The sequence below is a fragment of the Caballeronia hypogeia genome (assembly GCF_001544875.2).
Taxonomy (GTDB): Bacteria; Pseudomonadota; Gammaproteobacteria; order Burkholderiales; family Burkholderiaceae; genus Caballeronia; species Caballeronia hypogeia.
This window is the reverse complement of the sequence record NZ_FCOA02000008.1, coordinates 19,929-44,232: the sequence shown is the minus strand read 5'-3', so window position 1 is coordinate 44,232 and position 24,304 is coordinate 19,929. Positions and strand designations below refer to the sequence as shown.

22 protein-coding genes and 1 tRNA gene are annotated in these 24,304 nt (G+C 61.6%); 22 read left to right on the top strand and 1 reads right to left on the bottom strand.

Translation table 11 applies throughout. The features are described from left to right. Window positions 1-117: 117 nt before the first annotated feature. Both AWB79_RS14410 and AWB79_RS14405 read left to right on the top strand, forming a co-directional pair. Window positions 118-774, top strand: coding sequence for a C40 family peptidase (locus AWB79_RS14410; RefSeq protein ID WP_061168105.1), 657 nt, complete (start codon window positions 118-120; stop codon window positions 772-774). Window positions 775-1,166: 392 nt separating this feature from the next. Beyond that, window positions 1,167-2,711 carry a 2-isopropylmalate synthase gene (locus AWB79_RS14405; RefSeq protein WP_061168104.1) on the top strand — a complete coding sequence of 515 codons (1,545 nt, stop codon included), beginning with the start codon at window positions 1,167-1,169 and terminating at the stop codon, window positions 2,709-2,711. A gap of 65 nt (window positions 2,712-2,776) precedes the next feature. Here the strand turns inward: AWB79_RS14405 and AWB79_RS14400 are convergent, their stop codons facing one another. After that, entirely contained in the window at window positions 2,777-3,292 is a 516-nt protein-coding gene (locus AWB79_RS14400; RefSeq protein WP_061168103.1) for a hypothetical protein, read from the bottom strand. A 197-nt stretch (window positions 3,293-3,489) separates the two neighbouring features. On the opposite strand from AWB79_RS14400, the gene AWB79_RS14395 reads away from it, so the two are divergent. The 20 genes from AWB79_RS14395 to AWB79_RS14300 all read left to right on the top strand — a co-directional run bounded on the left by AWB79_RS14395 (window position 3,490) and on the right by AWB79_RS14300 (window position 24,304). Beyond that, window positions 3,490-4,779, top strand: a complete 1,290-nt coding sequence (locus tag AWB79_RS14395; RefSeq protein ID WP_096031540.1) for a branched-chain amino acid ABC transporter substrate-binding protein — start codon at window positions 3,490-3,492, stop codon at window positions 4,777-4,779. 160 nt (window positions 4,780-4,939) lie between these two features. Then, on the top strand, window positions 4,940-5,209 hold the full coding sequence (rpsO, locus tag AWB79_RS14390; protein ID WP_008341789.1) for a 30S ribosomal protein S15: 270 nt from the start codon (window positions 4,940-4,942) through the stop codon (window positions 5,207-5,209). Window positions 5,210-5,582: 373 nt separating this feature from the next. Then, window positions 5,583-7,721, top strand: coding sequence for a polyribonucleotide nucleotidyltransferase (gene pnp, locus AWB79_RS14385; RefSeq protein ID WP_061168102.1), 2,139 nt, complete (start codon window positions 5,583-5,585; stop codon window positions 7,719-7,721). Window positions 7,722-7,929: 208 nt separating this feature from the next. Then, the gene (locus tag AWB79_RS14380) at window positions 7,930-8,946 is read left to right on the top strand and encodes an NAD(P)H-quinone oxidoreductase (protein ID WP_061168101.1); all 1,017 of its coding nucleotides are present in this window, start codon (window positions 7,930-7,932) and stop codon (window positions 8,944-8,946) included. A 179-nt stretch (window positions 8,947-9,125) separates the two neighbouring features. Beyond that, window positions 9,126-9,902 carry a triose-phosphate isomerase gene (tpiA, locus tag AWB79_RS14375; RefSeq protein WP_061168100.1) on the top strand — a complete coding sequence of 259 codons (777 nt, stop codon included), beginning with the start codon at window positions 9,126-9,128 and terminating at the stop codon, window positions 9,900-9,902. 91 nt (window positions 9,903-9,993) lie between these two features. Beyond that, window positions 9,994-10,368: a preprotein translocase subunit SecG gene (gene secG, locus AWB79_RS14370; RefSeq protein WP_061168099.1), complete on the top strand. Its 375-nt coding sequence runs from the start codon at window positions 9,994-9,996 to the stop codon at window positions 10,366-10,368. Between the two features lie 127 nt (window positions 10,369-10,495). Beyond that, a tRNA-Leu gene (locus tag AWB79_RS14365) sits at window positions 10,496-10,580 on the top strand. 214 nt (window positions 10,581-10,794) lie between these two features. After that, window positions 10,795-11,154, top strand: coding sequence for an NADH-quinone oxidoreductase subunit A (locus tag AWB79_RS14360; protein ID WP_041730499.1), 360 nt, complete (start codon window positions 10,795-10,797; stop codon window positions 11,152-11,154). Between the two features lie 61 nt (window positions 11,155-11,215). Continuing rightward, window positions 11,216-11,695 carry a NuoB/complex I 20 kDa subunit family protein gene (locus tag AWB79_RS14355; protein WP_006052903.1) on the top strand — a complete coding sequence of 160 codons (480 nt, stop codon included), beginning with the start codon at window positions 11,216-11,218 and terminating at the stop codon, window positions 11,693-11,695. Window positions 11,696-11,715: 20 nt separating this feature from the next. Continuing rightward, on the top strand, window positions 11,716-12,318 hold the full coding sequence (locus AWB79_RS14350; protein ID WP_061168098.1) for an NADH-quinone oxidoreductase subunit C: 603 nt from the start codon (window positions 11,716-11,718) through the stop codon (window positions 12,316-12,318). 9 nt (window positions 12,319-12,327) lie between these two features. Further along, complete coding sequence (locus AWB79_RS14345; RefSeq protein ID WP_061168097.1) at window positions 12,328-13,581, top strand: NADH-quinone oxidoreductase subunit D; 1,254 nt, start codon at window positions 12,328-12,330, stop codon at window positions 13,579-13,581. A 147-nt stretch (window positions 13,582-13,728) separates the two neighbouring features. Then, entirely contained in the window at window positions 13,729-14,214 is a 486-nt protein-coding gene (gene nuoE / locus AWB79_RS14340) for an NADH-quinone oxidoreductase subunit NuoE (RefSeq protein WP_061168096.1), read from the top strand. Then, window positions 14,211-15,533 (top strand): NADH-quinone oxidoreductase subunit NuoF, encoded by a 1,323-nt coding sequence (gene nuoF / locus AWB79_RS14335; RefSeq protein ID WP_061168095.1) that lies wholly within the window; start codon window positions 14,211-14,213, stop codon window positions 15,531-15,533. The genes nuoE and nuoF overlap by 4 nt, the downstream gene beginning before the upstream one ends. A 61-nt stretch (window positions 15,534-15,594) precedes the next feature. Continuing rightward, complete coding sequence (gene nuoG / locus AWB79_RS14330) at window positions 15,595-17,934, top strand: NADH-quinone oxidoreductase subunit NuoG (RefSeq protein ID WP_061168094.1); 2,340 nt, start codon at window positions 15,595-15,597, stop codon at window positions 17,932-17,934. 2 nt (window positions 17,935-17,936) lie between these two features. Beyond that, the gene (nuoH, locus tag AWB79_RS14325) at window positions 17,937-19,001 is read left to right on the top strand and encodes an NADH-quinone oxidoreductase subunit NuoH (protein WP_061168093.1); all 1,065 of its coding nucleotides are present in this window, start codon (window positions 17,937-17,939) and stop codon (window positions 18,999-19,001) included. Between the two features lie 24 nt (window positions 19,002-19,025). After that, window positions 19,026-19,514 carry an NADH-quinone oxidoreductase subunit NuoI gene (nuoI, locus tag AWB79_RS14320; RefSeq protein ID WP_061168092.1) on the top strand — a complete coding sequence of 163 codons (489 nt, stop codon included), beginning with the start codon at window positions 19,026-19,028 and terminating at the stop codon, window positions 19,512-19,514. Window positions 19,515-19,688: 174 nt separating this feature from the next. Beyond that, on the top strand, window positions 19,689-20,378 hold the full coding sequence (locus tag AWB79_RS14315; RefSeq protein ID WP_061168091.1) for an NADH-quinone oxidoreductase subunit J: 690 nt from the start codon (window positions 19,689-19,691) through the stop codon (window positions 20,376-20,378). Window positions 20,379-20,398: 20 nt separating this feature from the next. Beyond that, window positions 20,399-20,704, top strand: coding sequence for an NADH-quinone oxidoreductase subunit NuoK (nuoK, locus tag AWB79_RS14310; RefSeq protein ID WP_007588140.1), 306 nt, complete (start codon window positions 20,399-20,401; stop codon window positions 20,702-20,704). A gap of 17 nt (window positions 20,705-20,721) precedes the next feature. Continuing rightward, window positions 20,722-22,791, top strand: coding sequence for an NADH-quinone oxidoreductase subunit L (gene nuoL / locus AWB79_RS14305; RefSeq protein ID WP_061168090.1), 2,070 nt, complete (start codon window positions 20,722-20,724; stop codon window positions 22,789-22,791). Window positions 22,792-22,804: 13 nt separating this feature from the next. After that, window positions 22,805-24,304 (top strand): NADH-quinone oxidoreductase subunit M, encoded by a 1,500-nt coding sequence (locus AWB79_RS14300; protein WP_061168089.1) that lies wholly within the window; start codon window positions 22,805-22,807, stop codon window positions 24,302-24,304.

Sequence of the window (24,304 nt, the reverse complement as noted above, 5' to 3'; positions counted from 1 at the left end):
ATCTCAATTGTATTTTTCTATTTCTTTTGACAGTTAAATACTTTGTAGCTAGTATCCTTCCAAACTTTCACGTATCTCCCTGATTTTTCAGTCTTTAATTGTAAAACCTACCGACCGATGCAGCCACTAACGTTGACTCAGACATGCGCGCGCGCAGCCGCGGGCATGTTAATCGGCCTCCTGATGACAACAACTTCCGGCGCGTTCGCCGACGAAGTCAGCAGTAGCAGCCAAAATGCTAACAGCGGCATTTTTTCCTCCAGATCCAGTGATGCCGCGAACGCAGACGCCGCCAGCAATACGGGCGGCGCGAAGTCGTTTCTGTCGGGCGTGGCGAGCAAGGCGGGCGACGTGGTCGTCGGCGCGCTCAACATGATCGGCGTGCGTTATCGCTGGGGTGGCAATTCCCCCGACTCGGGCCTCGATTGCAGCGGCTTCGTGCGCTACGTTTTCCAAGACACGCTCGGCATGACCTTGCCGCGCCGCGCCGAGGAAATGAGCCGCGTCGGCGAGAAGGTCGCCGTGAGTGAACTGAAGCCGGGCGACCTCGTGTTCTTCAACACGATGCGCCGCTCGTTCTCGCACGTCGGCATCTATATCGGCGACAACAAGTTCGTGCATTCGCCGTCCACCGGCAGCACGATCCGCGTCGACGACATGGAAGACGGCTACTGGGAAAAGCGTTTCACTGGCGCGCGCCGGATCGAGAACGCGCAGTTCAACGACAACTCGGATCTACGTCAGCGCGTGAGCGCTTCGATCGGCGGTTACTGAACGCAAGCGGTTCCGAACGAAAAGCCTGCCTCCCTCGGGACGCGGGCTTTTTGCATTTCTGCGTCCGACCTACGCGCGAATGTGGCGAATGCAAGTCAATCGCCTCTATCGGAAAACCCAGGAAAGCCTGATTGCACGCGCATTCGAAAGCCGCTATAGTTTTCGAATGAATTTTTCTCCGCTCCCCTTCTCGCTGTTCCCGGCTGGTGCGCTGCTACGCGCACTATCGCTACTAGCGCGCCTACCGCGCTGATTCGTCTCGCCTCCCGTCTGCTCGTCTCTCAGGTTTTCGACGCCAGCGGTGGCGCGAACACCCGAATTCCCTTTTGCCTTATCGTTATTTCGGCCTCGAAATTTCCAACAATCGATAAATCTCCCCACTGGAGCCCAACATGGCAGCAGACAAGTTGATCATTTTCGACACCACCTTGCGTGATGGCGAGCAGTCCCCCGGCGCGTCGATGACGAAGGAAGAGAAAATCCGCATCGCGAAGCAACTGGAGCGCATGAAAGTCGACGTGATCGAAGCGGGCTTCGCTGCCAGTTCGAATGGCGATTTCGACGCGATCCAAACGATCGCCTCGCTTGTGAAAGACAGCACGGTCTGCTCGCTCGCGCGCGCCAACGACAAGGACATTCAGCGCGCCGCCGACGCGCTGAAGCCCGCCGGCCAGTTCCGCATCCACACTTTCATCGCCACTTCGGCGCTGCACATGGAGAAGAAGCTGCGCATGACGCCGGAGCAGGTCTACGACCAGGCGCGCCTCGCCGTGCGCTTCGCGCGCAAGTTCACCGATGACGTCGAGTTCTCGCCGGAAGACGGCAGCCGCTCGGACATCGACTATCTGTGCCGCGTGCTCGAAGCGGTGATCGACGAAGGCGCGCGTACCATCAATATCGCCGATACGGTCGGCTATGGCGTGCCGGAACTCTACGGCAATCTCGTCAAGACGCTGCGCGAGCGCGTGCCCAACTCCGACAAGGCGATCTGGTCCGTGCATTGTCACGACGATCTCGGCATGGCGGTGGCGAACTCGCTCGCGGGCGTGCAGATCGGCGGTGCGCGGCAGGTCGAATGCACGATCAACGGTCTGGGCGAGCGTGCGGGCAATACTTCGCTCGAAGAGATCGTGATGTCGGTGAAGACGCGCAAGGATTACTTCGGACTCGATCTCGGCATCGACACGTCGCAGATCGTGCCGACTTCCAAGCTCGTGTCGCAGATCACCGGCTTCGTCGTGCAGCCGAACAAGGCGGTGGTCGGCGCGAACGCCTTTGCGCACGCATCGGGCATCCACCAGGACGGCGTGCTGAAGGCGCGCGACACCTACGAGATCATGCGCGCGGAAGACGTGGGCTGGAGCGCGAACAAGATCGTGCTCGGCAAGCTGTCGGGCCGCAACGCGTTCAAGCAGCGTCTCGAAGAACTGGGCGTGACGCTCGAATCCGAAGCCGACGTGAACGCCGCCTTCGCGCGCTTCAAGGATCTCGCCGACCGCAAGGCCGAAATCTTCGACGAAGACATCATGCAGATCGTCTCCGAGGAGTCCGCCGAAGCGCAGGCGAAGGAGCACTTCCGCTTCGTGTCGATGAAGCAGCATTCGGAGACCGGCGAACAGCCGCAGGCGAAGGTCGTGTTCGCGGTCGAAGGCACCGAAGTCACGGGCGAGGCGGGCGGTAACGGCCCGGTCGATGCGACGTTGCACGCGATCGAATCGAAGGTGGAAAGCGGCGCGGAACTGGTGCTGTACTCGGTCAACGCGATCACGACCGGCACGCAGGCGCAGGGCGAGGTGACGGTGCGTCTGTCGAAGAGCGGGCGTATCGTGAACGGCGTGGGCACGGACCCGGATATCGTCGCGGCGTCGGCCAAGGCGTACATCGCTGCGCTGAACAAGCTGCATTCGAAGGTCGAGAAGCTGAATCCGCAGCTTTGACCGGCGCCTCGAACGAAGAAAAAAGCCCTCGCGAGAGGGTTTTTTTCATGCACGGCGCTTTCGGATCAGAAAAGGTTGCGCCGATCGGGATCGTGGAGCGGATCGGGCGTCTTCTGCGTCATGCGAAGGATGCCCTGATCGTCGAAATAGAAGTTGTACATCAGATACCAGATGTTCGCTTCCATGTAGCGATAGGTCCAGACTTCGCGCTTCATCAACGGGAAATATGAAGTTTCGACCGGCCGGCCGAAGTTGACCAACACGTCCTTCTTCGTCCAGGTGCCGATCTGCGCCTTATAGAGCTCGTTCTCTTCGAGCACCTGGCGCACGTTGACGATTTTTCCGGCGGCGTCGATGTCCGCGGCGGTGGTGGTTTCGCCGAGCGGCTGGGTCGGCCACATCAGGCGCTTGCCGCCGTTGGGCAGATCGTAGACTTCGAGCGGCGGTCCGAGGCGCGCGGTGATCGTCGATACATCGGCGCCTGCTTGATAGTTCTGCCACGGCTGCGCGCAGGCGCACAGCAGAAGCGCGGCGCCCGCGCACGCGAGCATCGCGCGCAGGGATGTGAGTTGATGCGGCATGCAGGCCTCCACTTGCTGATTTCTCGCGATAGCGAGGATCGTTATTCGATGTTTCCTGTGATTTTGACACGCACGGCGGATAAATCATTCTCCGATACGCTGCGGCATTCGCTCCGAAGTGTCGTCAATGGCCACTTGCGTCCGCGGCGGCGCGCGGCCTATGATCCGCGCTTCCATCGGACTGGCAGGAATTTTTCATGAGCAAAGGAATCGGCGCGCGCGCGGCGCGATGGCTGCGTTTGACGGCATTGGCGTGCTGCGTGTTTTCGATGGCGGCCCACGCAGCCGATCTTCCGCCCGTGAAACTGGCGCTGATCGAAGGCATGTCCGGTCCGTTCGCGAACGCCGGCGCGATGGTCGAGCGCAATCTGCGCTTCGGCGTCGAGCGCGTGAATGCGCAAGGCGGCGTGAAGCTCGCGGACGGCGTGCATCCGCTGCAGCTCGTCGTGCTCGACGGCAAAGGCAGCAGCGAGGCGAGTCTCGTGCAACTGCGCGCGGCGATCGACGAGAAAATCGGCTTCGTCATGCAGGGCAACAGCTCGGCGGCGGCGGCGGCGCTCGTGGCGGCCATCGACAAGCAGAACGCGCGCGAGCCGGATCATCGCGTGGTGTTCCTGAACTATTCGGCCGACGATCCCGCACTCACCAACGACGCGTGCAGCTTCTGGCACTTCCGCTTCGACGCGCATGCCGGCATGCGCATGGACGCGCTTGCCGACGCGCTCAAGGCCGATCGCGCGGTAAAAAAGGTCTATCTGCTGAATCAGGATTACAGCTTCGGCCACGACGTGAGCCGCGAGGCGCAACGCGCGCTCAAGGAAAGGCGGCCGGACGTCGTGATCGCGGGCGACGAGTTTCATCCGATCGGCCGCGTGAAGGATTTCGCCCCTTACATCGCGAAAATCCGGGCGAGCGGGGCGGATGCGGTCATCACGGGAAACTGGGGCAACGATCTGACGTTGCTCGTGAAGGCGGCGCGCGAGCAGGGGCTCGACACGAAGTTCTACACGTTCTACGGCAATAGCCTGGGTGCACCGGCCGCGCTGGGCGATGCGGGCGTGAAGCGCGTGATCGCCGTCGCGGACTGGCACCCCAACGCGGGCGGCGCGGCGTCCGACGCCTACTATCAAGCGTTTCGCGCGCGCTATCCGGCTCCCGCCGACGACTATCTGGTCGCGCGCATGCCGCTGATGGTCGAAATGCTCGCCGCCGCGATGACGCGCGCGGGCAGCGCGGACCCGCTCGCGGTGGCGCGGACGCTGGAAGGCATGAAGTTCGACGGCGAGCGCTTCCACGCGATGAGCGTGCGCGCCGGCGATCATCAGACGATCCAGCCCCTTTACGTAATAGAGATGGACCGCGCGGGCGCGCCAGGCGTGAAGTTCGACAACGAAGGCTCGGGCTTCGGCTTTCGGACCTTGCTCGCCGTTCCCGCCGACAAGACCGTCCCGCCGACGACTTGCCGCATGACGCGTCCGACGCGGTAGGCGGTATCTTAGTCAGCTGGGTGTGTGCTATAATCACCGCTTCGTTTTCGGTTGCGCCGGCGGATTGATCCAACGGAATAATCGAGGCGAAATGTGAACTGGAAAACCCACGGCACGGCCTTTCTTCCGTGACCGCCTGTCTGTATCAAAGGAAAAGCAAATGTCCGTAGCAGAAATCAAGAAGTCCGACATCGTCGCAGAATACGCCCGCGGCGCCAACGACACCGGCTCCCCCGAAGTGCAAGTTGCACTGCTCACGAGCCGCATCAACGAACTGACCGTCCACTTCAAGTCGCACTCGAAGGATCACCATAGCCGCCGCGGCCTGCTGCGCATGGTGAGCCGCCGTCGCAAGCTGCTCGACTACCTGAAGGGCAAGGACGCAGATCGTTATCGCTCGCTGATCGAGAAGCTGGGTCTGCGCAAGTAAGTGGCGCGTAACGTGGCTTCGCGGCCAACGTTCTAAAGAAGTGCCTGTGTCAGTTCGCTGATGCAGGCACTTTGTTTTTGTACGTTCTGGTCGCGAAGTGGTGCCCGATCGCGTTTTCGGCGCTCGGCACATCGTAGCTGGTTTTCAGCAGTTCATGGATTTACCCGGATAAGTCATCCGGTTCGACACCCGGTCCGGCCTCGCGGCAGAGCTTTGTGTCATTCCAGCGCGGTGCGTGCATCGTTCGCGCGGCGCGCTGGAATGGCATAAATAACACACCTCTCAAGCGTGGCCCGCGACCGCCCAAAGTCAGCGCCGTCTCGATTGGCCAGCAACATTCATCGAGCGGCGCGGCGCAACGTAAGGAGCCGCAATGTTCAATAAAATCGTCAAAGAATTTAAGTGGGGACAACACAACGTCCGCCTGGAAACGGGTGAAATCGCTCGTCAGGCGAGCGGCGCGGTGATCGTCGATATTGAAGATACCGTCGTGCTCGCGACCGTCGTCGGCGCAAAGACCGCGAAGCCCGGTCAGGACTTTTTCCCCCTGACCGTCGATTACCTCGAAAAGACCTATGCCGCCGGCAAGATTCCGGGCGGCTTCTTCCGCCGCGAAGGTCGTCCGTCGGAAGGCGAAACGCTGATTTCGCGTCTGATCGATCGTCCGCTGCGTCCGCTCTTCCCGGAAGGCTTCTATAACGAAGTGCAGGTCGTGATCCACGTCCTGTCGCTCAACCCGGAAATCCCGGCTGACATTCCCGCGCTGATCGGCGCGTCGGCCGCATTGGCCGTGTCGGGTCTGCCGTTCAATGGTCCGGTGGGCGCTGCGCGCGTCGCCTACATCAACAACGAGTACGTGCTGAACCCGACGCGTCCGCAGATGAAGGAATCGGCGCTGGATCTGGTCGTCGCCGGTACGGAACGCGCGGTGCTGATGGTCGAGTCGGAAGCGCAGCAGCTTTCCGAAGAAGTGATGCTCGGCGCGGTCGTGTTCGGCCACGATCAGATGCAGACGGCCATCGACGCGATCCATGAGCTCGTGCGCGAAGGCGGCAAGCCCGAATGGGACTGGCAGCCGGCGCCGAAGAACGAAGCGCTGATCGCGCGCGTGACCGAAATCGCCAAGCCGGAACTCGAAGCCGCTTACCAGTTGCGCAACAAGTCGGCGCGTTCGGCCAAGCTTAAGGAAGTGTACGCAGCGGCGTCGGCGAAGCTCGAAGAAGACGCCGCCGCGAGCGGCACGGTCGCCGCCGACAAGGCGACCGTCGGCAACGTGCTGTTCGACATCGAAGCGAAGATCGTCCGCACGCAGATCCTGAACGGCGAGCCGCGTATCGACGGCCGCGACACGCGCACGGTTCGTCCGATCGAAATCCGCACGGGCGTGTTGCCGCGTACCCACGGTTCCGCGCTGTTCACGCGCGGCGAGACGCAGGCGCTGGTCGTCGCGACGCTCGGCACGAAGGGCGACGAGCAGAACATCGACGCGCTCGAAGGCGAATACCGCGAGCGCTTCATGCTCCACTACAACATGCCGCCGTTCGCGACGGGCGAAACCGGCCGCGTCGGCTCGCCCAAGCGTCGTGAAATCGGCCACGGCCGTCTGGCCAAGCGCGCGCTGGTCGCGTGCCTGCCGAGCGCCGAGGAGTTCGGCTACTCGATCCGCGTCGTGTCGGAAATCACCGAGTCGAACGGTTCGTCGTCGATGGCATCGGTGTGCGGCGGCTGCCTCGCACTGATGGACGCCGGCGTGCCGATGAAGGCGCACGTCGCGGGCATCGCGATGGGCCTGATCCTCGAAGGCAACAAGTTCGCGGTTCTGACCGACATCCTCGGCGACGAAGATCACCTGGGCGACATGGACTTCAAGGTGGCCGGCACGTCGCAAGGCGTCACGGCGCTGCAGATGGACATCAAGATCCAGGGCATCACGAAGGAAATCATGCAGGTCGCGCTTGCGCAGGCGAAGGAAGGCCGCATGCACATCCTCGGCAAGATGACCGCCGCTGTTCCGCACACGAACACGGAACTGTCGGACTACGCGCCGCGCATGATCACCATCAAGATCAATCCGGAAAAGATCCGCGACGTGATCGGCAAGGGCGGTTCGGTGATTCGCGCGCTGACGGAAGAGACCGGCACGACCATCGACATTTCGGACGACGGCGTCGTGACGATCGCGAGCACCAGCGCCGAAGGCATGGCCGACGCGAAGAAGCGCATCGAGAACATCACGGCTGAAGTGGAAGTGGGCCAGGTCTACGAAGGCCCGGTGCTCAAGCTGCTCGACTTCGGCGCGATCGTGAACATCCTGCCGGGCAAGGACGGTCTCCTGCATATCTCGGAGATCGTCAACGAGCGCGTGAAGGACATCAACGACTATCTGAAGGAAGGCCAGATCGTGAAGGTCAAGGTCATCCAGACGGACGAAAAGGGTCGCGTGCGTCTGTCGGCGAAGGCGCTGCTGAACGAAGGCGCGCAGCAGGCGGAACCCACGCAACCGCAGCAGTAATGCGTTAATGTGTAGACGGCCGGCCGCTTTAGCGAGCCGGCCGTTTTCATGTATGACGCGTCGGACGCTATGCATTGTCCGACGCGTCATCGGACCCGATGGCAGTGTGGAGCGCCGATCGCTTCGAGCGCACGCACTGCCATCCGGTTCGGATCCACGAGACTGGATCAGGTCGTAATGCTTGCCCACGCGAATTCATGGAGAGGATATGAAGGCCATCGAAATCACTGAGTTTGGCGCACCCGAAGTCCTGAAACTTGGCGAACGCCCGACTCCCGCGCCGGGCAAGTGCGAGGTCCTCATCAAGGTGGCGGCCTCGGGCGTGAACCGCCCGGATGTGTTCCAGCGCAAGGGCGCCTATGCGCCGCCGCCGGGCGCATCGGATCTGCCGGGGCTGGAAGTAGCCGGCGAAATCGTCGATGGCGATTTCGATCCCAAGCACAACCCTTTCGGTCTGAAAAAAAGCGATCGCGTGTGCGCGCTGCTCGCGGGCGGCGGCTATGCGGAATACGCAGTGGCGCCGCTCGAACAATGTCTGCCGGTGCCGAAGGGTTTGTCGGATATCGAAGCCGCGTCGCTGCCCGAAACCTTCTTCACGGTGTGGAGCAACGTGTTCGAGCGCGGCCAATTGGGCGCGGGCGAGAACGGCGACGAAGAGACGCTCCTCGTGCAGGGCGGATCGAGCGGTATCGGCGTGACGGCGATCCAGATCGCGAAGGCGCTCGGCTATCGCGTCTTCGCCACCGCCGGCACCGATGAAAAATGCCGCGCGTGTGAAGCGCTAGGCGCGGAGCGCGCGATCAACTACAAGACGGAGGATTTCGTCGAAGTGGTGAAGTCGCTGACCAATGATCGCGGCGTCGACGTGATCCTCGACATGGTCGCGGGCGACTATCTGCAGCGCGAACTCAAGGCGCTGGCCGACGGTGGGCGCATCTGCGTGATCGCGCTGCTCGGCGGCGCGAAGGCGGAGATCAATCTGAACGACGTGCTGCGGCGGCGCCTGGTCATCACCGGTTCGACCTTGCGTCCGCGCCCCGTCGCGTTCAAGGCGAAGCTCGCGGCGAAACTGAAGGAGCGCGTCTGGCCGGAAATCGAGGCGGGGCGCATCAAACCGGTGATCCACGAGGTCTTCCCGGCGCAGGAAGCGGCCGCCGCGCATGCGCTCATGGAGAGCAGCACGCACGTCGGCAAAATCGTGCTGGACTGGAACGAGGGTGCGTGAAATTTCCTGCGGATTGTGGCGTCGCGCGTCGCGTTTCGCTTTTGACGGTTTGACCGGTTTCATCGGAACACAGTAAAATCGCCTGTTTTGCAAGCAGTTTGCGGTTCTTAGCAGGTCCATTTCTATAACGGGCGGCTGATCACGAGCATGCGGCAGGCCGCCGCCGACTGACGAGACATATGTCCAGAGAACGAGCGAAACTGGTGGTGGGCAACTGGAAGATGCACGGTCGCATCCATGACAACGCGACCCTGCTTATCGAAGTCGCCGCGGGGGCATCGGCTTTGCAGAAGAGCGTGCACGTGGGTGTGTGCGTGCCGTGTCCGTATCTGGCGCAGTCGCAGGCGCTGTTGAGCGGCTCGGTGGTGAAGTGGGGCATTCAGGACGTGTCGGCGCATACCGGCGGCGCGTACACCGGAGAAGTCGCGGCGGAAATGGCGGCGGATTTCGGCGTGACATATGCAATCGTCGGACATTCGGAGCGACGCGCGTATCATCGCGAAAGTCCGGAGCTCGTCGCGACAAAAGCACAGCGTGCGCTCGAAGCAGGGCTCACGCCGATCGTCTGTGTTGGCGAGTCGCTCGAGGAGCGCGAGGCGGGCAAGACGGAGCAGATCATCGGCACGCAGCTCGAAGCCGTATTGAACGTGCTGACGGAAGAGCAGGCTGCGAGTATCGTGGTCGCCTACGAACCGGTCTGGGCGATCGGCACGGGCAAGACCGCGCGGCCGGGGCAGGCGCAGGACGTTCATGCATTCCTGCGTGGCAAGCTCCAAGCCAAGGGGGCATCGGTTGCGAACGTGCCGCTTCTGTATGGCGGCAGCGTCAAGCCCGAAAATGCGGAAGAGTTGTTCGGGCAAAAGGACATCGACGGCGGGCTGATCGGCGGCGCGTCGCTGAAGTCGAAGGATTTTCTGGCGATCTGCCGGGCTGCGCAAACCGTGATGTTGCATTGAGCGGCACACGGCGAGCGGAGACGGCAGGCGACAAAAGCACATCGCGACACACAAAGGTGTCGCGGAAACATCAGGAATCAGGTGAGTTGAAATGCTGTATTTGAAGACATTGATTATCGTCGTCCAGTTGTTGTCGGCGTTGGGCGTCATCGGGCTCGTGCTGCTGCAGCACGGCAAGGGCGCGGATATGGGCGCCGCATTCGGCAGCGGGGCGTCGGGGAGTCTGTTCGGCGCAACGGGATCGGCCAACTTCCTGTCGCGCACGACAGCAGTCCTGGCTGCGATCTTCTTCATCACGACGTTGGCGCTGACCTATCTCGGCAGCTACAAGCCGCAAGCATCGGCCGGCGTTCTCGGTGGCGCGATGCCCACGCCTGCATCGGCTCCGGCCGCGGGCGCTTCTGCTTCCGCGCCGGCTTCGGCGCCGGTTGCATCGTCGGCTCCGGGCGCGGATGTGCCCAAATAACGCGGGAACAATTTTTTCGCCAAATTTGCATTTTGTGCGTTGAACAATTCGTAGGGCCCAGTTATAATTCAAGTCTTGAAGCGATTCGCGGCAATTTAGAAGTAGTTTTCCCGGATTGCAGTACAGTGCCGACGTGGTGAAATTGGTAGACACGCTATCTTGAGGGGGTAGTGGCGAAAGCTGTGCGAGTTCGAGTCTCGCCGTCGGCACCAAAGTTATCCAATGCCAGCCGCTTGCTTCGCTTCGGCTGGCATTGTCACTTCTGGAGTACCCTTACGTTTTCACGGCGGCATCGGCAACGTCAAAGCGGTTGTCACAGTGTGCTGATATCGTGAGCGGTCCCAAGTGAATTCTCCCGCCGGGTGGTCCGTCCCGGCTGAAGGTCCTAATCAAACACAGACCACATCTACCGATCTGAGGATAGCCTTGAACCTCGCACCCTATTACCCCGTCTTCTTGTTTCTTGTGGTGGGCCTTGGTTTAGGTATAGCGTTGGTCAGCATTGGCAAGATCCTCGGTCCCAACAAGCCCGACACCGAAAAGAACGCGCCGTACGAGTGCGGCTTCGAGGCTTTCGAAGACGCGCGTATGAAGTTCGATGTGCGTTACTATCTCGTCGCGATTCTTTTCATCATTTTCGACCTTGAAACGGCGTTCCTGTTTCCGTGGGGTGTTTCCCTGCGCGATATCGGCTGGCCGGGCTTCATCGCGATGATGATTTTTCTGCTCGAATTTTTGCTTGGCTTCGCCTACATCTGGAGAAAGGGCGGACTCGACTGGGAATGACAGTTAGATCACCGGATTCATGGGCGGCTTTGGCTGGCTGCCCATCTGGAGTGGAAAACAAATGAGTATCGAAGGGGTCTTGAAGGAAGGCTTTGTCACCACCACGGCTGACAAGCTCATCAACTGGACGCGCACCGGCTCCCTGTGGCCGATGACGTTCGGTCTCGCGTGCTGCGCGGTCGAGATGATGCACGCGGGCGCTGCCCGTTACGACCTGGATCGTTTCGGCGTGGTGTTCCGCCCGAGCCCGCGCCAGTCCGACGTCATGATCGTCGCCGGCACGTTGTGCAACAAGATGGCGCCCGCGCTTCGTAAGGTGTACGACCAGATGGCCGAGCCGCGCTGGGTCATTTCCATGGGCTCATGCGCGAACGGCGGCGGCTACTACCACTATTCGTATTCCGTCGTGCGCGGTTGCGACCGTATCGTGCCGGTCGATGTGTACGTGCCCGGTTGTCCCCCGACCGCCGAGGCCCTCGTCTACGGCGTGATCCAGTTGCAGGCGAAGATTCGCCGCACCAACACCATCGCCCGTCAGTAAGGGCCAGAGCCTCCCCAACTATGGCAAGCAAACTCGAGACCCTCAAAGCGAAGCTCGAGACGGCGTTTGGCGACCGTCTCCAGAGTGTTACGGAATCGCTTGGGCAAGTGACGGTCGTCGTCAAGGCGGCGAATTATCTGGATGTCTGCAAGCAGCTGCGCGATGACCCGTCGCTGCGCTTCGAGCAGCTCATGGATCTTTCCGGCGTCGATTATTCGACCTACGGCGACGGCGCCTACGACGGTCCGCGTTTTGCGGCCGTGAGTCATCTTCTCTCGATCACCCACAACTGGCGCGTGCGCGTGCGCGTGTTCGCACCGGACGACGAAGTGCCCATCGTGCCTTCGGTGGTCGATATCTGGTCGTCGGCAAATTGGTACGAGCGTGAAGCGTTCGACCTCTACGGCATCGTGTTCGAAGGCCATCCCGACCTGCGCCGCATTCTCACGGACTATGGCTTCATCGGCCATCCGTTCCGCAAGGACTTCCCGATCTCCGGCTACGTTGAAATGCGCTACGACCCGGAAGAGAAGCGCGTCGTGTATCAGCCTGTGACGATCGAACCGCGCGAGATCACGCCGCGCGTGATTCGCGAAGATCGCTATGGCGGTCTGAAACATTAAGAGAACGCCATGGCAGAGATCAAGAACTACACGCTGAACTTCGGCCCGCAGCACCCGGCAGCGCACGGCGTGCTGCGCCTCGTGCTGGAACTCGACGGCGAAGTCATTCAGCGTGCCGACCCGCATATCGGTCTGCTGCATCGCGCGACCGAGAAGCTGGCCGAAACCAAGACCTTCCTGCAGTCCGTGCCGTACATGGACCGTCTCGACTACGTGTCGATGATGGTCAACGAGCACGGCTATGTGCTCGCGATCGAAAAGCTGCTCGGCATCGATGTGCCGATCCGCGCGAAGTACATCCGCGTGCTGTTCGATGAAATCACGCGCGTGCTGAACCACCTGATGTGGATCGGCTCGCACGCGCTCGACGTCGGCGCGATGGCGGTGTTCCTCTACGCGTTTCGCGAGCGCGAAGACCTGATGGACGTCTACGAGGCGGTGTCCGGCGCGCGCATGCACGCGGCGTACTATCGTCCGGGCGGTGTCTATCGCGATCTGCCGGACGCGATGCCGCAATACAAGGCATCGAAGATCCGCAATGCGAAGGCGCTCGACAGGATGAACGAGAACCGTCAGGGTTCGCTGCTCGACTTCATCGAGGACTTCTTCAATCGCTTCCCGAAGTGTGTCGACGAGTACGAAACGCTGCTCACCGACAACCGCATCTGGAAGCAGCGTCTCGTGGGCATCGGCGTGGTGAGCCCGGAGCGCGCGTTGCAAATGGGCCTTTCCGGCGCGATGCTGCGCGGCTCGGGTATCGAGTGGGATTTGCGCAAGAAGCAGCCATACGAAGTGTATGACCAGCTCGATTTCGACATCCCCGTCGGCGTGAACGGCGATTGCTACGATCGTTATCTGGTGCGCGTGGAAGAGATGCGCCAGTCGACGCACATCGCCCAACAGTGCATTGCGTGGCTGCGCAAGAATCCTGGCCCTGTGATGGTTGATAATCACAAGGTTGCGCCGCCGTCGCGCGTCGGCATGAAGAGCAACATGGAAGAGCTGATTCACCACTTCAAGCTCTTCACGGAAGGCTTCCACGTGCCGGAAGGCGAGACGTACGCGGCGGTCGAGCATCCGAAGGGCGAGTTCGGCATCTATCTGATTTCGGACGGCGCGAACAAGCCGTATCGCTTGAAGATTCGCGCGCCGGGCTATGCGCACCTCGCGGCGCTCGATGAAATGGCGCGAGGCCACATGATCGCCGACGCTGTGACGATCATCGGTACGCAAGACATCGTGTTCGGCGAGATCGATCGCTGATCTCATCGCCCGCTGCATGGCCCGTCATCGGGCCGCCAAGCGCGAAAACGCGAGTGCAATAACAGGAACCCGCAGGAACGCCAGGTCTGCCGTAACCCAAAGCGGCAGGTTTTCGTTCGGTAGGAATTGAAAGAGTCGTGTCTGAAAATGATCTCAGCTGAAGGCCTGAAAGAAATCGATCGCGCGGTCGCAAAGTATCCCGCCGAGCAAAAGCAATCGGCGGTGATGGCGGCGCTCGCTGTCGCTCAGGAAGAGCATGGTTGGCTCTCGCCCGAAATCATGCAGTTCGTGGCCGATTATCTGAGCATGCCGCCCGTCGCGGTGCAGGAAGTCGCTACGTTCTACACGATGTACGAGCTCAAGCCGGTCGGCAAGCACAAGATCACGCTCTGCACGAACCTGCCTTGCCAGCTCGGTCCGGACGGTGGTTCGGACAGCGCCGCGCAATATTTGAAGCAGAAGCTGGGTATCGATTTCGGCGAGACCACGGCGGACGGCAAGTTCACGTTGAAGGAAGGCGAGTGCTTCGGCGCGTGCGGCGACGCACCCGTGATGCTCGTGAACAACCATCGCATGTGCAGCTTCATGAGTCGCGAGAAGATCGACCAGTTGCTCGAGGAACTTTCGAAATGACGTCACTCCACGATCGTCACATCAAGCCGCTGATCCTCGCTGGCCTCAACGGCGAGAACTGGCATCTCGAAGATTACGTCGCGCGCGGCGGCTACAAGCAGCTGCGCCGCATTCTCGAAGAGAAGATTTCGCCCGAGCAGGTGATCGCCGACGTCAAGGCGTCGGGTCTGCGCGGCCGTGGCGGCGCGGGCTTCCCGACCGGCCTCAAGTGGAGCTTCATGCCGCGTCAGTTCCCGGGGCAGAAGTATCTCGTCTGCAACTCGGACGAGGGCGAGCCGGGCACGTTCAAGGATCGCGACATCCTGCGCTGGAACCCGCATGCGCTGATCGAAGGCATGGCCATCGGCGCATACGCGATGGGCATCACCGTCGGCTATAACTACATTCACGGCGAGATTTTCGAGGTCTATCGTGTGTTCGAGGCCGCGCTCGAAGAAGCGCGCAAAGCCGGCTATCTCGGCGCGAACATCCTGGGCTCAGGCTTCTCGTTCGAGCTTTACGCGCATCATGGTTACGGCGCGTACATCTGCGGCGAAGAAACCGCGCTGCTTGAATCGCTCGAAGGCAAGAAGGGTCAGCCGCGCTTCAAGCCGCCGTTCCCGGCGAGCTTCGGCGTGTACGGCAAGCCGACCACCATCAACAACACCGAGACGTTCGCAGCCGTGCCGTTCCTGCTGGAAATCGGCCCGCAGAATTATCTCGAGCTCGGCAAGCCGAATAACGGCGGCACGAAGATCTTCTCCGTGTCGGGCGACGTGAATCGTCCGGGCAACTACGAGATTCCGCTCGGTACGCCGTTCTCAACGCTGATGGAACTCGCCGGCGGCGTGCGCGGCGAAAAGGTCAAGGCGGTGATTCCGGGCGGTTCGTCCGCGCCGGTCGTGCCGGGCGACATGATGCTGGCAACGGACATGGACTACGATTCGATCGCGAAGGCGGGCTCGATGCTGGGTTCGGGCGCGGTGATCGTGATGAACGAAACGCGCTGCATGGTGCGCTCGCTGTTGCGCCTGTCGTACTTCTACTATGAAGAGTCGTGCGGTCAATGCACGCCGTGCCGTGAGGGCACGGGCTGGCTGTATCGCGTGGTGCATCGCATCGAGCACGGCCTCGGCCGCAAGGAAGATCTGGACCTGCTGAACTCGGTCGCCGAGAACATCATGGGACGTACGATCTGCGCGCTCGGCGATGCGGCGGCGATGCCCGTGCGCGGCATGCTCAAGCACTTCTGGGACGAATTCGAATATCACGTCGAGCACAAGCACTGTCTCGTTGGCGGGCACGCGCATCATGCGCCGTCCGAAGCGCTTACCGCGTAATCAGGCGCGCAGTCAGATGCGCGACAAGGCTCGAGAGAAGGGTTGAGGATCTTTATCCATCATGGTTGAACTAGAAATTGACGGCAAGACGGTCGAGGTGCCTGAAGGCAGCATGGTGATCCAGGCTGCGCACAAGGTCGATACGTATATCCCTCACTTCTGCTATCACAAGAAGCTGTCGATCGCGGCGAACTGCCGGATGTGCCTCGTCGAAATCGAAAAGATGCCGAAGGCCGTTCCTGCGTGCGCCACGCCCGTGTCGAACGGCATGATCGTGCGTACGACTTCCGACAAGGCCGTAAAGGCCCAGCAGTCGGTGATGGAATTCCTGCTGATCAACCACCCGCTCGATTGCCCGATCTGCGATCAGGGCGGCGAGTGCCAGTTGCAGGATCTGGCCGTCGGTTACGGCAAGTCCCAGTCGCGCTATAACGAAGAAAAGCGCGTCGTGTTCCACAAGAACGTCGGTCCGCTCATCTCGATGGAAGAGATGTCGCGCTGCATCCATTGCACACGCTGCGTGCGCTTCGGCCAGGAAGTGGCCGGTGTGATGGAGCTCGGCATGCTGGGCCGCGGCGAGCATTCGGAAATCACGTCGTTCGTCGGCAAGACCGTGGACTCGGAACTGTCGGGCAACATGATCGACCTGTGCCCGGTCGGCGCGCTCACGAGCAAGCCGTTCCGCTATAGCGCGCGGACGTGGGAACTGTCGCGCCGCAAGTCGGTGAGCCCGCACGATTCCGTCGGCGCGAACCTCGTCGTGCAGGTGAAGAACAACCGCGTGATGCGCGTTCTGCCGATGGAGAACGAAGCCATCAACGAATGCTGGATCTCGGACAAGGACCGCTTCTCCTATGAAGGCCTGAACAGCGACGAGCGCCTCACCGCGCCGATGCTCAAGCAAGGCGGCAACTGGATCGAAACCGACTGGCAGACCGCGCTCGAATACGTCGCGAAGGGTCTGAAGGGCATCAAGGCGGATCATGGCGCGAACGCCATCGCCGCGCTCGCCACGCCGCACAGCACGATCGAGGAACTGCATCTGCTGAAGACGCTGGCTGAAGGCGTCGGCACGCCGAACGTCGACTTCCGTCTGCGTCAGAACGATTTCTCGGCGCCGGTGGGCGTCGGTGTGCCGTGGCTCGGCACGAAGATCGCGAACCTGTCGAGCATCGACACCGCGTTCGTGATCGGCTCGTTCCTGCGCCGCGATCATCCGCTGTTCGCCGCGCGTCTGCGTCAGGCCGCGAAGAACGGCGCGAAGATCACTTTCCTCAACGCCAGCAACGACGACTCGCTGATCCCGACCGCGCATCGCCTGGTCGTGGCGCCGTCGGCGTGGCTCGATCAGCTCGCGGGCATCGCGGCGGCCGTGGCCGAAGCGCGCGGCGTCGCGCTGCCGGACGCGTTCGCGGGCCGCGAAGTGTCGGCTGCGGCGAAGGACGTCGCGGCATCGCTGTCGGCGGGCGAAACGCGCGTCGTGCTGCTCGGCAACGTCGCGGTGCAGCATCCGGACTTTGCGCAAATTCAGGCAACCGCGCAGTGGATCGCCGACAATACGGGCGCCGCGCTCGGCTTCCTCACGGAAGGCGCGAACTCGGTTGGCGCGCATCTCGTCGACGCACTGCCGGGCGAGGGTGGTCTCAACGCACGCGAAGTCTTCGAGCAGCCGCGCAAGGGTTACGTGCTGCTGAACGCGGAGCCGGAATTCGACACGGCCAATCCGGCGCAGGCCATCGCCGCGCTGAAGGCTGCGGAAATGGTCGTCGTGATGTCGCCGTTCAAGCACGGCATGGACTACGCGGACGTGCTGCTGCCGATCGCTCCGTTCACGGAAACGTCGGGCACGTTCGTCAACGCGGAAGGCACGGCTCAGTCGTTCAACGGCGTCGTGCGCGCGCTGGGCGACACGCGTCCGGGCTGGAAGGTGCTGCGCGTGCTGGGCACGATCCTGGGCCTGCCGGGCTTCGAATTCGACACGGCCGAAGAAGTGCGTATCGCGGCGCTCGGCACGGGTGACCTCACCGCGCGCTTGTCGAACAAGACGACGGTTGCGGCCAAGCGCGCTGCATCGAATATCGCGCTGAACGGCGGCGGCCTGCAACGTCTCGCCGACGTGCCGATCTACCACGCCGACGCACTCGTGCGCCGCGCGCCGTCGCTGCATCTGACGGCGGCCGCACGCGACGCGAACGTGGCAGGTCTGCCGACCGCACTGTTCGACAAGCTTGGCCTGAAGGACGGCGAAGCAGTGCGTATCCGCCAGGGCAATCTGTCGGTGACGTTGCCCGCGGTCCGCGATGCGAACCTCGCGGAATCGGTGGTCCGCGTGTCGGCGGGCACGATGGCTGGCGCCGCACTCGGCGGCCTGTTCGGTGAACTGGTAGTGGAGAAGGCGTAAAAATGGGCTTGTTCGATACGATCAACGCAGGCGGCACGCAGCTTCTGGGCGTCGCATGGCCGACGGTGTGGGCACTGATCCGCATCCTGGTGGTTTCCGTCGTGATCCTCCTGTGCGTCGCGTACCTGATTCTGTGGGAGCGCAAGCTCATCGGCTGGATGCACGTGCGTCTCGGCCCGAACCGCGTCGGCCCGGCCGGTCTGTTGCAGCCTATCGCGGACGTCTTGAAGCTGCTGCTGAAAGAGGTCATTCAGCCGACGGCGGCGAGCCCGTGGATCTACATGATCGCGCCGATCATGACCGTGGTGCCCGCGTTCGCGGTGTGGGCGGTGATTCCGTTCCAGGCGCAGGCGGTGCTCGGCAACATCAACGCGGGTCTCTTGTACGCGATGGCGATCTCGTCGATCGGCGTGTACGGCGTGATTCTCGCGGGCTGGGCGTCGAACTCGAAGTACGCGTTCCTCGGCGCGATGCGCGCCGCCGCGCAGATGGTGTCCTACGAAATCTCGATGGGCTTCGCGCTCGTCGTGGTGCTGATGGTCGCCGGTTCGCTGAACATGTCGGAGATCGTGCACTCGCAGCAACGCGGCATGTTCGCGGGCTGGGGCGTCAATTTCCTGTCGTGGAACTGGCTGCCGCTGCTGCCGATGTTCGTCGTGTACTTCATCTCGGGCATCGCCGAAACGAACCGTCACCCGTTCGACGTGGTGGAAGGCGAATCGGAAATCGTCGCGGGTCACATGATCGATTACTCGGGCATGGCGTTCGCGCTGTTCTTCCTGGCCGAGTACATCAACATGATCGTGATCTCGGCGATCGCGACGACGCTGTTCCTCGGCGGCTGGGATGCGCCGTTCGGCTTCCTGTCGTTCATTCCGGGCGTATTCTGGTTCGTCTTCAAGGTTTTCCTGCTGCTGTCGGTCTTCATCTGGGCGCGCGCGACGTTCCCGCGTTACCGCTACGACCAGATCATGCGTCTGGGCTGGAAGGTGTTCCTGCCGGTGTCGGTGATCTGGGTGGTCGTGGTCGGTTTCTGGATCATGTCGCCGCTCAATATCTGGAAGTAAGAGACTAGAGCGGACGAAATCATCATGAATGCAATTCAGAACTTCTTTAAGACCTTCTTCCTGACCGAACTGCTGAAGGGTCTCGCACTGACGGGTAAGTACACGTTCCAGCGCAAGATCACGGTGCAGTTCCCTGAAGAAAAGACGCCGATCTCGCCGCGTTTCCGTGGCCTGCACGCGCTGCGCCGTTACGAGAACGGTGAAGAACGCTGTATCGCCTGCAAGCTGTGCGAGGCGGTCTGCCCGGCGATGGCAATCACGATCGAATCGGAAACGCGCGCGGACAACACCCGTCGCACGACGCGTTACGACATCGACCTGACCAAGTGCATCTTCTGCGGTTTCTGCGAAGAGAGCTGCCCGGTCGATTCGATCGTCGAGACGCACATCCTCGAATATCACGGCGAAAAGCGCGGCGATCTGTACTTCACGAAGGACATGCTGCTGGCGGTGGGCGATCGTTACGAGAACGAGATCGCCGCGTCGAAGGCGGCGGACGCGCCTTATCGTTGATTTGCGTTCGATGCGCGAGCCACGCGTTTCGGCATCGCGTTCAATCGACTTTGTTGTTGCTGTTTGGCACACTGCGGCGCGCGCCGCGGCGAGCTTCTGCCCGTTTGAAGGACGAGCACGCCACGAGCGCCGACACACCATGCCTGATGATGGCCTAACGATGAACCGGTAATCATGGAATTCACAACCGTACTGTTCTATATCTTCGCGCTGCTGCTGACCGTGTCGGCGCTGAAGGTGATCACTTCGCGCAATCCGGTGTCATCCGCGCTCTTCCTCGTGCTCTCGTTCTTCAACGCGGCCGCGATCTGGATGCTGCTGCAAGCCGAATTCCTCGCGATTCTGCTGGTTCTCGTGTACGTGGGCGCCGTCATGGTGCTGTTCCTGTTCGTGGTCATGATGCTCGACATCAACATTGATGTCCTGCGCAAGGATTTCAAGCGCTTCGTGCCGCTCGCGAGCATCGTCGGCGCGATCATCGTGATCGAAACGGCGCTGATCCTGTGGCACGGCTACGGCGCGACCACTACGCCGCTGCGCGACGCAACGGCCGGTGCGGGCGTCTCGGGCGCGGCGCTGATGCCGAACACGCAACTCATCGGCAAGGTCATCTACACGGACTACATCTTCGCGTTCGAAATCGCGGGCCTCGTGCTGCTGGTCGCGATCATCGCGGCGATCTCGCTCACGATCCGCGACAAGAAGGACAAGAAGACGCAAACCGTCAGCCAGCAGGTCAAGGTGCGCCGTGAAGACCGCGTGCGCCTCGTGAAGATGCAGGCCGAAACCCAGGCGCCCGACGCCTCCACGGAACCCGCGGTGACCGGCAACATCGGCGCGGGCACGGTGGACAACAAGGGCTGAGCGGAAGGAGATAAATAGAAATGTTGAGTCTTGCCCACTACCTCGTGCTCGGTGCGATCCTGTTTGCGATCAGCATCGTCGGCATCTTCCTGAACCGCCGCAACGTCATCATCATCCTGATGGCCATCGAATTGATGCTGCTCGCGGTGAACACCAATTTTGTCGCGTTCTCACACTATCTGGGCGACGTGCACGGCCAGATCTTCGTGTTCTTCGTGCTGACCGTGGCCGCGGCTGAAGCCGCGATCGGTCTCGCGATTCTCGTGACCCTGTTCCGTAGCCTCGACACGATCAACGTCGAGGACCTCGATCAGCTCAAAGGTTAATTTCAGGCTAGGCTGTTATGTCCACGACACTCAATGAAAACCTCCTGCTCGCGGTTCCGCTGGCGCCGCTTGCCGGCTCGCTGATCGCAGGGCTGTTCGCGAAATGGGTAGGGCGCAAGGGCGCGCATAGCGTCACCATTCTCGGCGTCTTCATCTCGTTCATTCTCTCGGCGATCGTCTTCACCGACGTTCTGCATGGCGCGAGCTTCAACGCGACCATCTACGAATGGATGAACGTCGGCGCGCTCAAGATGGAAGTCGGCTTCCTGGTCGACTCGCTCACGGCCATGATGATGGTCATCGTGACCTTCGTCTCGCTAATGGTGCACATCTACACGATCGGCTACATGGCGGACGAGGAAGTCGGCTACGAGCGCTTCTTCTCGTACATCTCGCTGTTCACGTTCTCGATGCTGATGCTCGTCATGAGCAACAACTTCCTGCAGCTGTTCTTCGGCTGGGAAGCGGTGGGTCTCGTGTCGTATCTGCTGATCGGCTTCTACTTCACGCGTGAGAGCGCAATCTACGCCAACATGAAGGCGTTCATCGTGAACCGCGTGGGTGACTTCGGCTTCCTGCTGGGCATCGGCCTGCTGCTCGCGTTCGCCGGTTCGCTGAACTATGGCGACGTCTTTGCGCAAGGCGACAAGCTCGCGGCGATGTCCTTTCCCGGCACGCACTGGGGCTTGCTGACGGTTGCCTGCATCTGCCTGTTCATCGGCGCGATGGGCAAGTCGGCGCAGTTCCCGCTGCACGTCTGGCTGCCGGACTCGATGGAAGGCCCGACGCCGATCTCCGCGCTGATTCACGCGGCGACCATGGTGACGGCCGGCATTTTCATGGTGACGCGCATGTCGCCGCTGTTCGAGCATTCGGATGCGGCGCTGTCGTTCGTGACGGTCATCGGCGCGATCACGGCCTTGTTCATGGGTTTCCTGGGCGTCGTGCAAAACGACATCAAGCGTGTGGTCGCTTACTCCACGCTCTCGCAGCTCGGTTACATGACCGTGGCGCTCGGCGTCTCGGCGTACCCGGTGGCGGTGTTCCACCTCGGCACGCACGCGTTCTTCAAGGCACTGCTGTTCCTCGGCGCGGGCTCGGTCATCATCGGCATGCACCACGATCAGGACATGCGCAACATGGGCGGCCTGCGCAAGTACATGCCGATCACGTGGATCACTTCGCTGATCGGCTCGCTTGCGCTGATCGGCACGCCGTTCTTCGCGGGTTTCTACTCGAAGGACTCGATCATCGAAGCCGTGAAGTACTCCCATCTGGCGGGTTCGGGCTTCGCGTACTTCGCGGTGGTGGCTAGCGTGTTCGTCACGTCGCTGTACTCGTTCCGCATGTACTTCATGGTGTTCCACGGTGAAGAGCGTTTCCGCGGTCCGAAGCATCCGGAGTCGCCGATGGGCATCGCCGAAGCGCATGGCCACGGGCACGATTCTCACGGTCACGACGACCACGGTCATGGCCACGGTCCGCACGTCCCGCATGAGACGCCTTGGGTCGTGACGCTGCCGCTCGTGCTGCTCGCCATTCCGTCGGTCATCATCGGCGCGATCATGATCGGTCCGATGATCTACGGCGACTTCTTCTCGCACGGCGTCGTGTTCGACAAGGTCATCTACATCGCCGAGAACCACGAAGGTCTGAAGGAAATGGCCGAAGAGTTCCACGGCTGGGTCGCGATGGCGCTGCACGGCATCATCACCCCGGGTCCGGTGTGGCTCGCGGCGCTGGGCGTGATCGTCGCATGGTTCTTCTACATGAAGCGCCCGGATCTGCCGGCAGTGGTTGCCCGCATGTTCCGCCCGATCTATGTGCTGCTCGACAACAAGTACTACTGCGACAAGATCAACGAGGTCGTGTTTGCAAAGGGCGCGGTTGCGATCGGCCGTGGCCTGTGGAAAGAGGGCGATGTGGTCGTCATCGACGGCGTCGTCAACGGCAGCGCGCGGTTCATGAACTGGTTCGCCGGTGTGATCCGCTTCCTTCAATCCGGTTACATCTATCACTACGCGTTCGCCATGATTATCGGCATGCTGGGGCTCTTGACCCTGTTTGTGACGCTCGGCGGCAAATAAGGCGAGGGGACCCATGCACTCTTTTCCGATTCTCAGTGTCGCGATCTGGCTGCCGATCATTTTTGGCCTGCTGGTACTCGCCGTTGGTAACGACCGCAATCCGGCGCCCGCGCGCTGGCTCGCGCTGGTCGGCTCGGTGCTCGGACTGATCGTCACGATTCCGCTGATTACCGGCTTCGATAACTCGACGGCCGCGCTGCAATTCGTCGAGCAGTCGAACTGGATCGAGCGCTTCAACATCACGTATCACCTCGGCGTGGACGGCATCTCGATGTGGTTCGTCGTGCTGACCGCGCTCATCACGGTGGTCGTCGTGATCGCCGGCTGGGAAGTGATCACCGAGCGCGTGTCGCAATACATGGCCGCGTTCCTGATCCTCTCGGGCATCATGATCGGCGTGTTCTCGACGGCGGACGGCCTGCTGTTCTACGTGTTCTTCGAAGCCACGCTGATTCCGATGTACATCATCATCGGCGTGTGGGGCGGCCCGAACCGCGTCTATGCGGCGTTCAAGTTCTTCCTGTACACGCTGGCCGGCTCGCTCTTGATGCTGGTCGCGCTGCTGTATCTGTACACGCAGACGGGCACGTTCGATCTGGCCACGTGGCAGGCCGCGAAGATCGACATGACGCCGCAGGTGTTGCTGTTCATCGCGTTCTTCCTGGCGTTCGCCGTGAAGGTGCCGATGTTCCCGGTGCACACCTGGCTGCCGGACGCGCACGTTGAAGCGCCGACGGGCGGCTCGGTCGTGCTGGCCGCGATCATGCTGAAGCTGGGCGCGTACGGTTTCCTGCGCTTCTCGCTGCCGATCGCGCCGGATGCGAGCCATTTCCTCGCGCCGGTCGTCATCACGCTGTCGCTGATCGCGGTGATCTACATCGGTCTGGTCGCGATGGTGCAGACCGACATGAAGAAGCTGGTCGCGTATTCGTCGATCGCGCACATGGGTTTCGTCACGCTCGGGTTCTTCATGTTCGGCGCGTCGAGCCAGCTCGCGGTGGAAGGCGCGATCATCCAGATGATCTCGCACGGTTTCGTGTCGGGCGCGATGTTCCTTTCCATCGGCGTGCTGTACGACCGCGTCCACTCGCGTCAGATCGCGGATTACGGTGGCGTCGTGAACACGATGCCGAAGTTCGCCGCGTTCGTGATGCTGTTCGCGATGGCCAACTGCGGGCTGCCGGGCACCTCGGGTTTCGTCGGTGAATTCATGGTGATTCTGGCGGCGGTGAAGTACAACTTCTGGATCGCCTTCCTCGCGACGTTCACGCTGATTCTCGGCGCGGCCTACACGCTGTGGATGTACAAGCGCGTGTACTTCGGCGCGGTCGCGAACGACCACGTCGCGAAGCTAAAGGACATCGGCGGCCGTGAATTCCTGATGCTCGCCATTCTTGCGGTCTTCACGCTTTACATGGGCCTGCATCCGAAGCCCTTTACCGACGTGATGCACGCATCGGTGGAAAACCTGCTCTCCCACGTCGCGCAGTCCAAGCTGCCGCTGGCTCAGTAA

Bases quoted from the DNA above. Each gene is read 5' to 3' on its own strand.
- tpiA (WP_061168100.1), top strand. From the start codon at position 9,126: ATGTCCAGAGAACGAGCGAAACTGGTGGTGGGCAACTGGAAGATGCAC.
- AWB79_RS14410 (WP_061168105.1), top strand. From the start codon at position 118: ATGCAGCCACTAACGTTGACTCAGACATGCGCGCGCGCAGCCGCGGGC.
- pnp (WP_061168102.1), top strand. From the start codon at position 5,583: ATGTTCAATAAAATCGTCAAAGAATTTAAGTGGGGACAACACAACGTC.
- AWB79_RS14405 (WP_061168104.1), top strand. From the start codon at position 1,167: ATGGCAGCAGACAAGTTGATCATTTTCGACACCACCTTGCGTGATGGC.
- nuoG (WP_061168094.1), top strand. From the start codon at position 15,595: ATGGTTGAACTAGAAATTGACGGCAAGACGGTCGAGGTGCCTGAAGGC.
- AWB79_RS14395 (WP_096031540.1), top strand. From the start codon at position 3,490: ATGAGCAAAGGAATCGGCGCGCGCGCGGCGCGATGGCTGCGTTTGACG.
- nuoH (WP_061168093.1), top strand. From the start codon at position 17,937: ATGGGCTTGTTCGATACGATCAACGCAGGCGGCACGCAGCTTCTGGGC.
- nuoE (WP_061168096.1), top strand. From the start codon at position 13,729: ATGATCTCAGCTGAAGGCCTGAAAGAAATCGATCGCGCGGTCGCAAAG.
- AWB79_RS14300 (WP_061168089.1), top strand. From the start codon at position 22,805: ATGCACTCTTTTCCGATTCTCAGTGTCGCGATCTGGCTGCCGATCATT.
- AWB79_RS14400 (WP_061168103.1), bottom strand. From the start codon at position 3,292: ATGCCGCATCAACTCACATCCCTGCGCGCGATGCTCGCGTGCGCGGGC.
- nuoF (WP_061168095.1), top strand. From the start codon at position 14,211: ATGACGTCACTCCACGATCGTCACATCAAGCCGCTGATCCTCGCTGGC.
- AWB79_RS14315 (WP_061168091.1), top strand. From the start codon at position 19,689: ATGGAATTCACAACCGTACTGTTCTATATCTTCGCGCTGCTGCTGACC.
- AWB79_RS14380 (WP_061168101.1), top strand. From the start codon at position 7,930: ATGAAGGCCATCGAAATCACTGAGTTTGGCGCACCCGAAGTCCTGAAA.
- AWB79_RS14355 (WP_006052903.1), top strand. From the start codon at position 11,216: ATGAGTATCGAAGGGGTCTTGAAGGAAGGCTTTGTCACCACCACGGCT.
- AWB79_RS14345 (WP_061168097.1), top strand. From the start codon at position 12,328: ATGGCAGAGATCAAGAACTACACGCTGAACTTCGGCCCGCAGCACCCG.
- nuoL (WP_061168090.1), top strand. From the start codon at position 20,722: ATGTCCACGACACTCAATGAAAACCTCCTGCTCGCGGTTCCGCTGGCG.
- AWB79_RS14350 (WP_061168098.1), top strand. From the start codon at position 11,716: ATGGCAAGCAAACTCGAGACCCTCAAAGCGAAGCTCGAGACGGCGTTT.
- nuoK (WP_007588140.1), top strand. From the start codon at position 20,399: ATGTTGAGTCTTGCCCACTACCTCGTGCTCGGTGCGATCCTGTTTGCG.
- rpsO (WP_008341789.1), top strand. From the start codon at position 4,940: ATGTCCGTAGCAGAAATCAAGAAGTCCGACATCGTCGCAGAATACGCC.
- nuoI (WP_061168092.1), top strand. From the start codon at position 19,026: ATGAATGCAATTCAGAACTTCTTTAAGACCTTCTTCCTGACCGAACTG.
- secG (WP_061168099.1), top strand. From the start codon at position 9,994: ATGCTGTATTTGAAGACATTGATTATCGTCGTCCAGTTGTTGTCGGCG.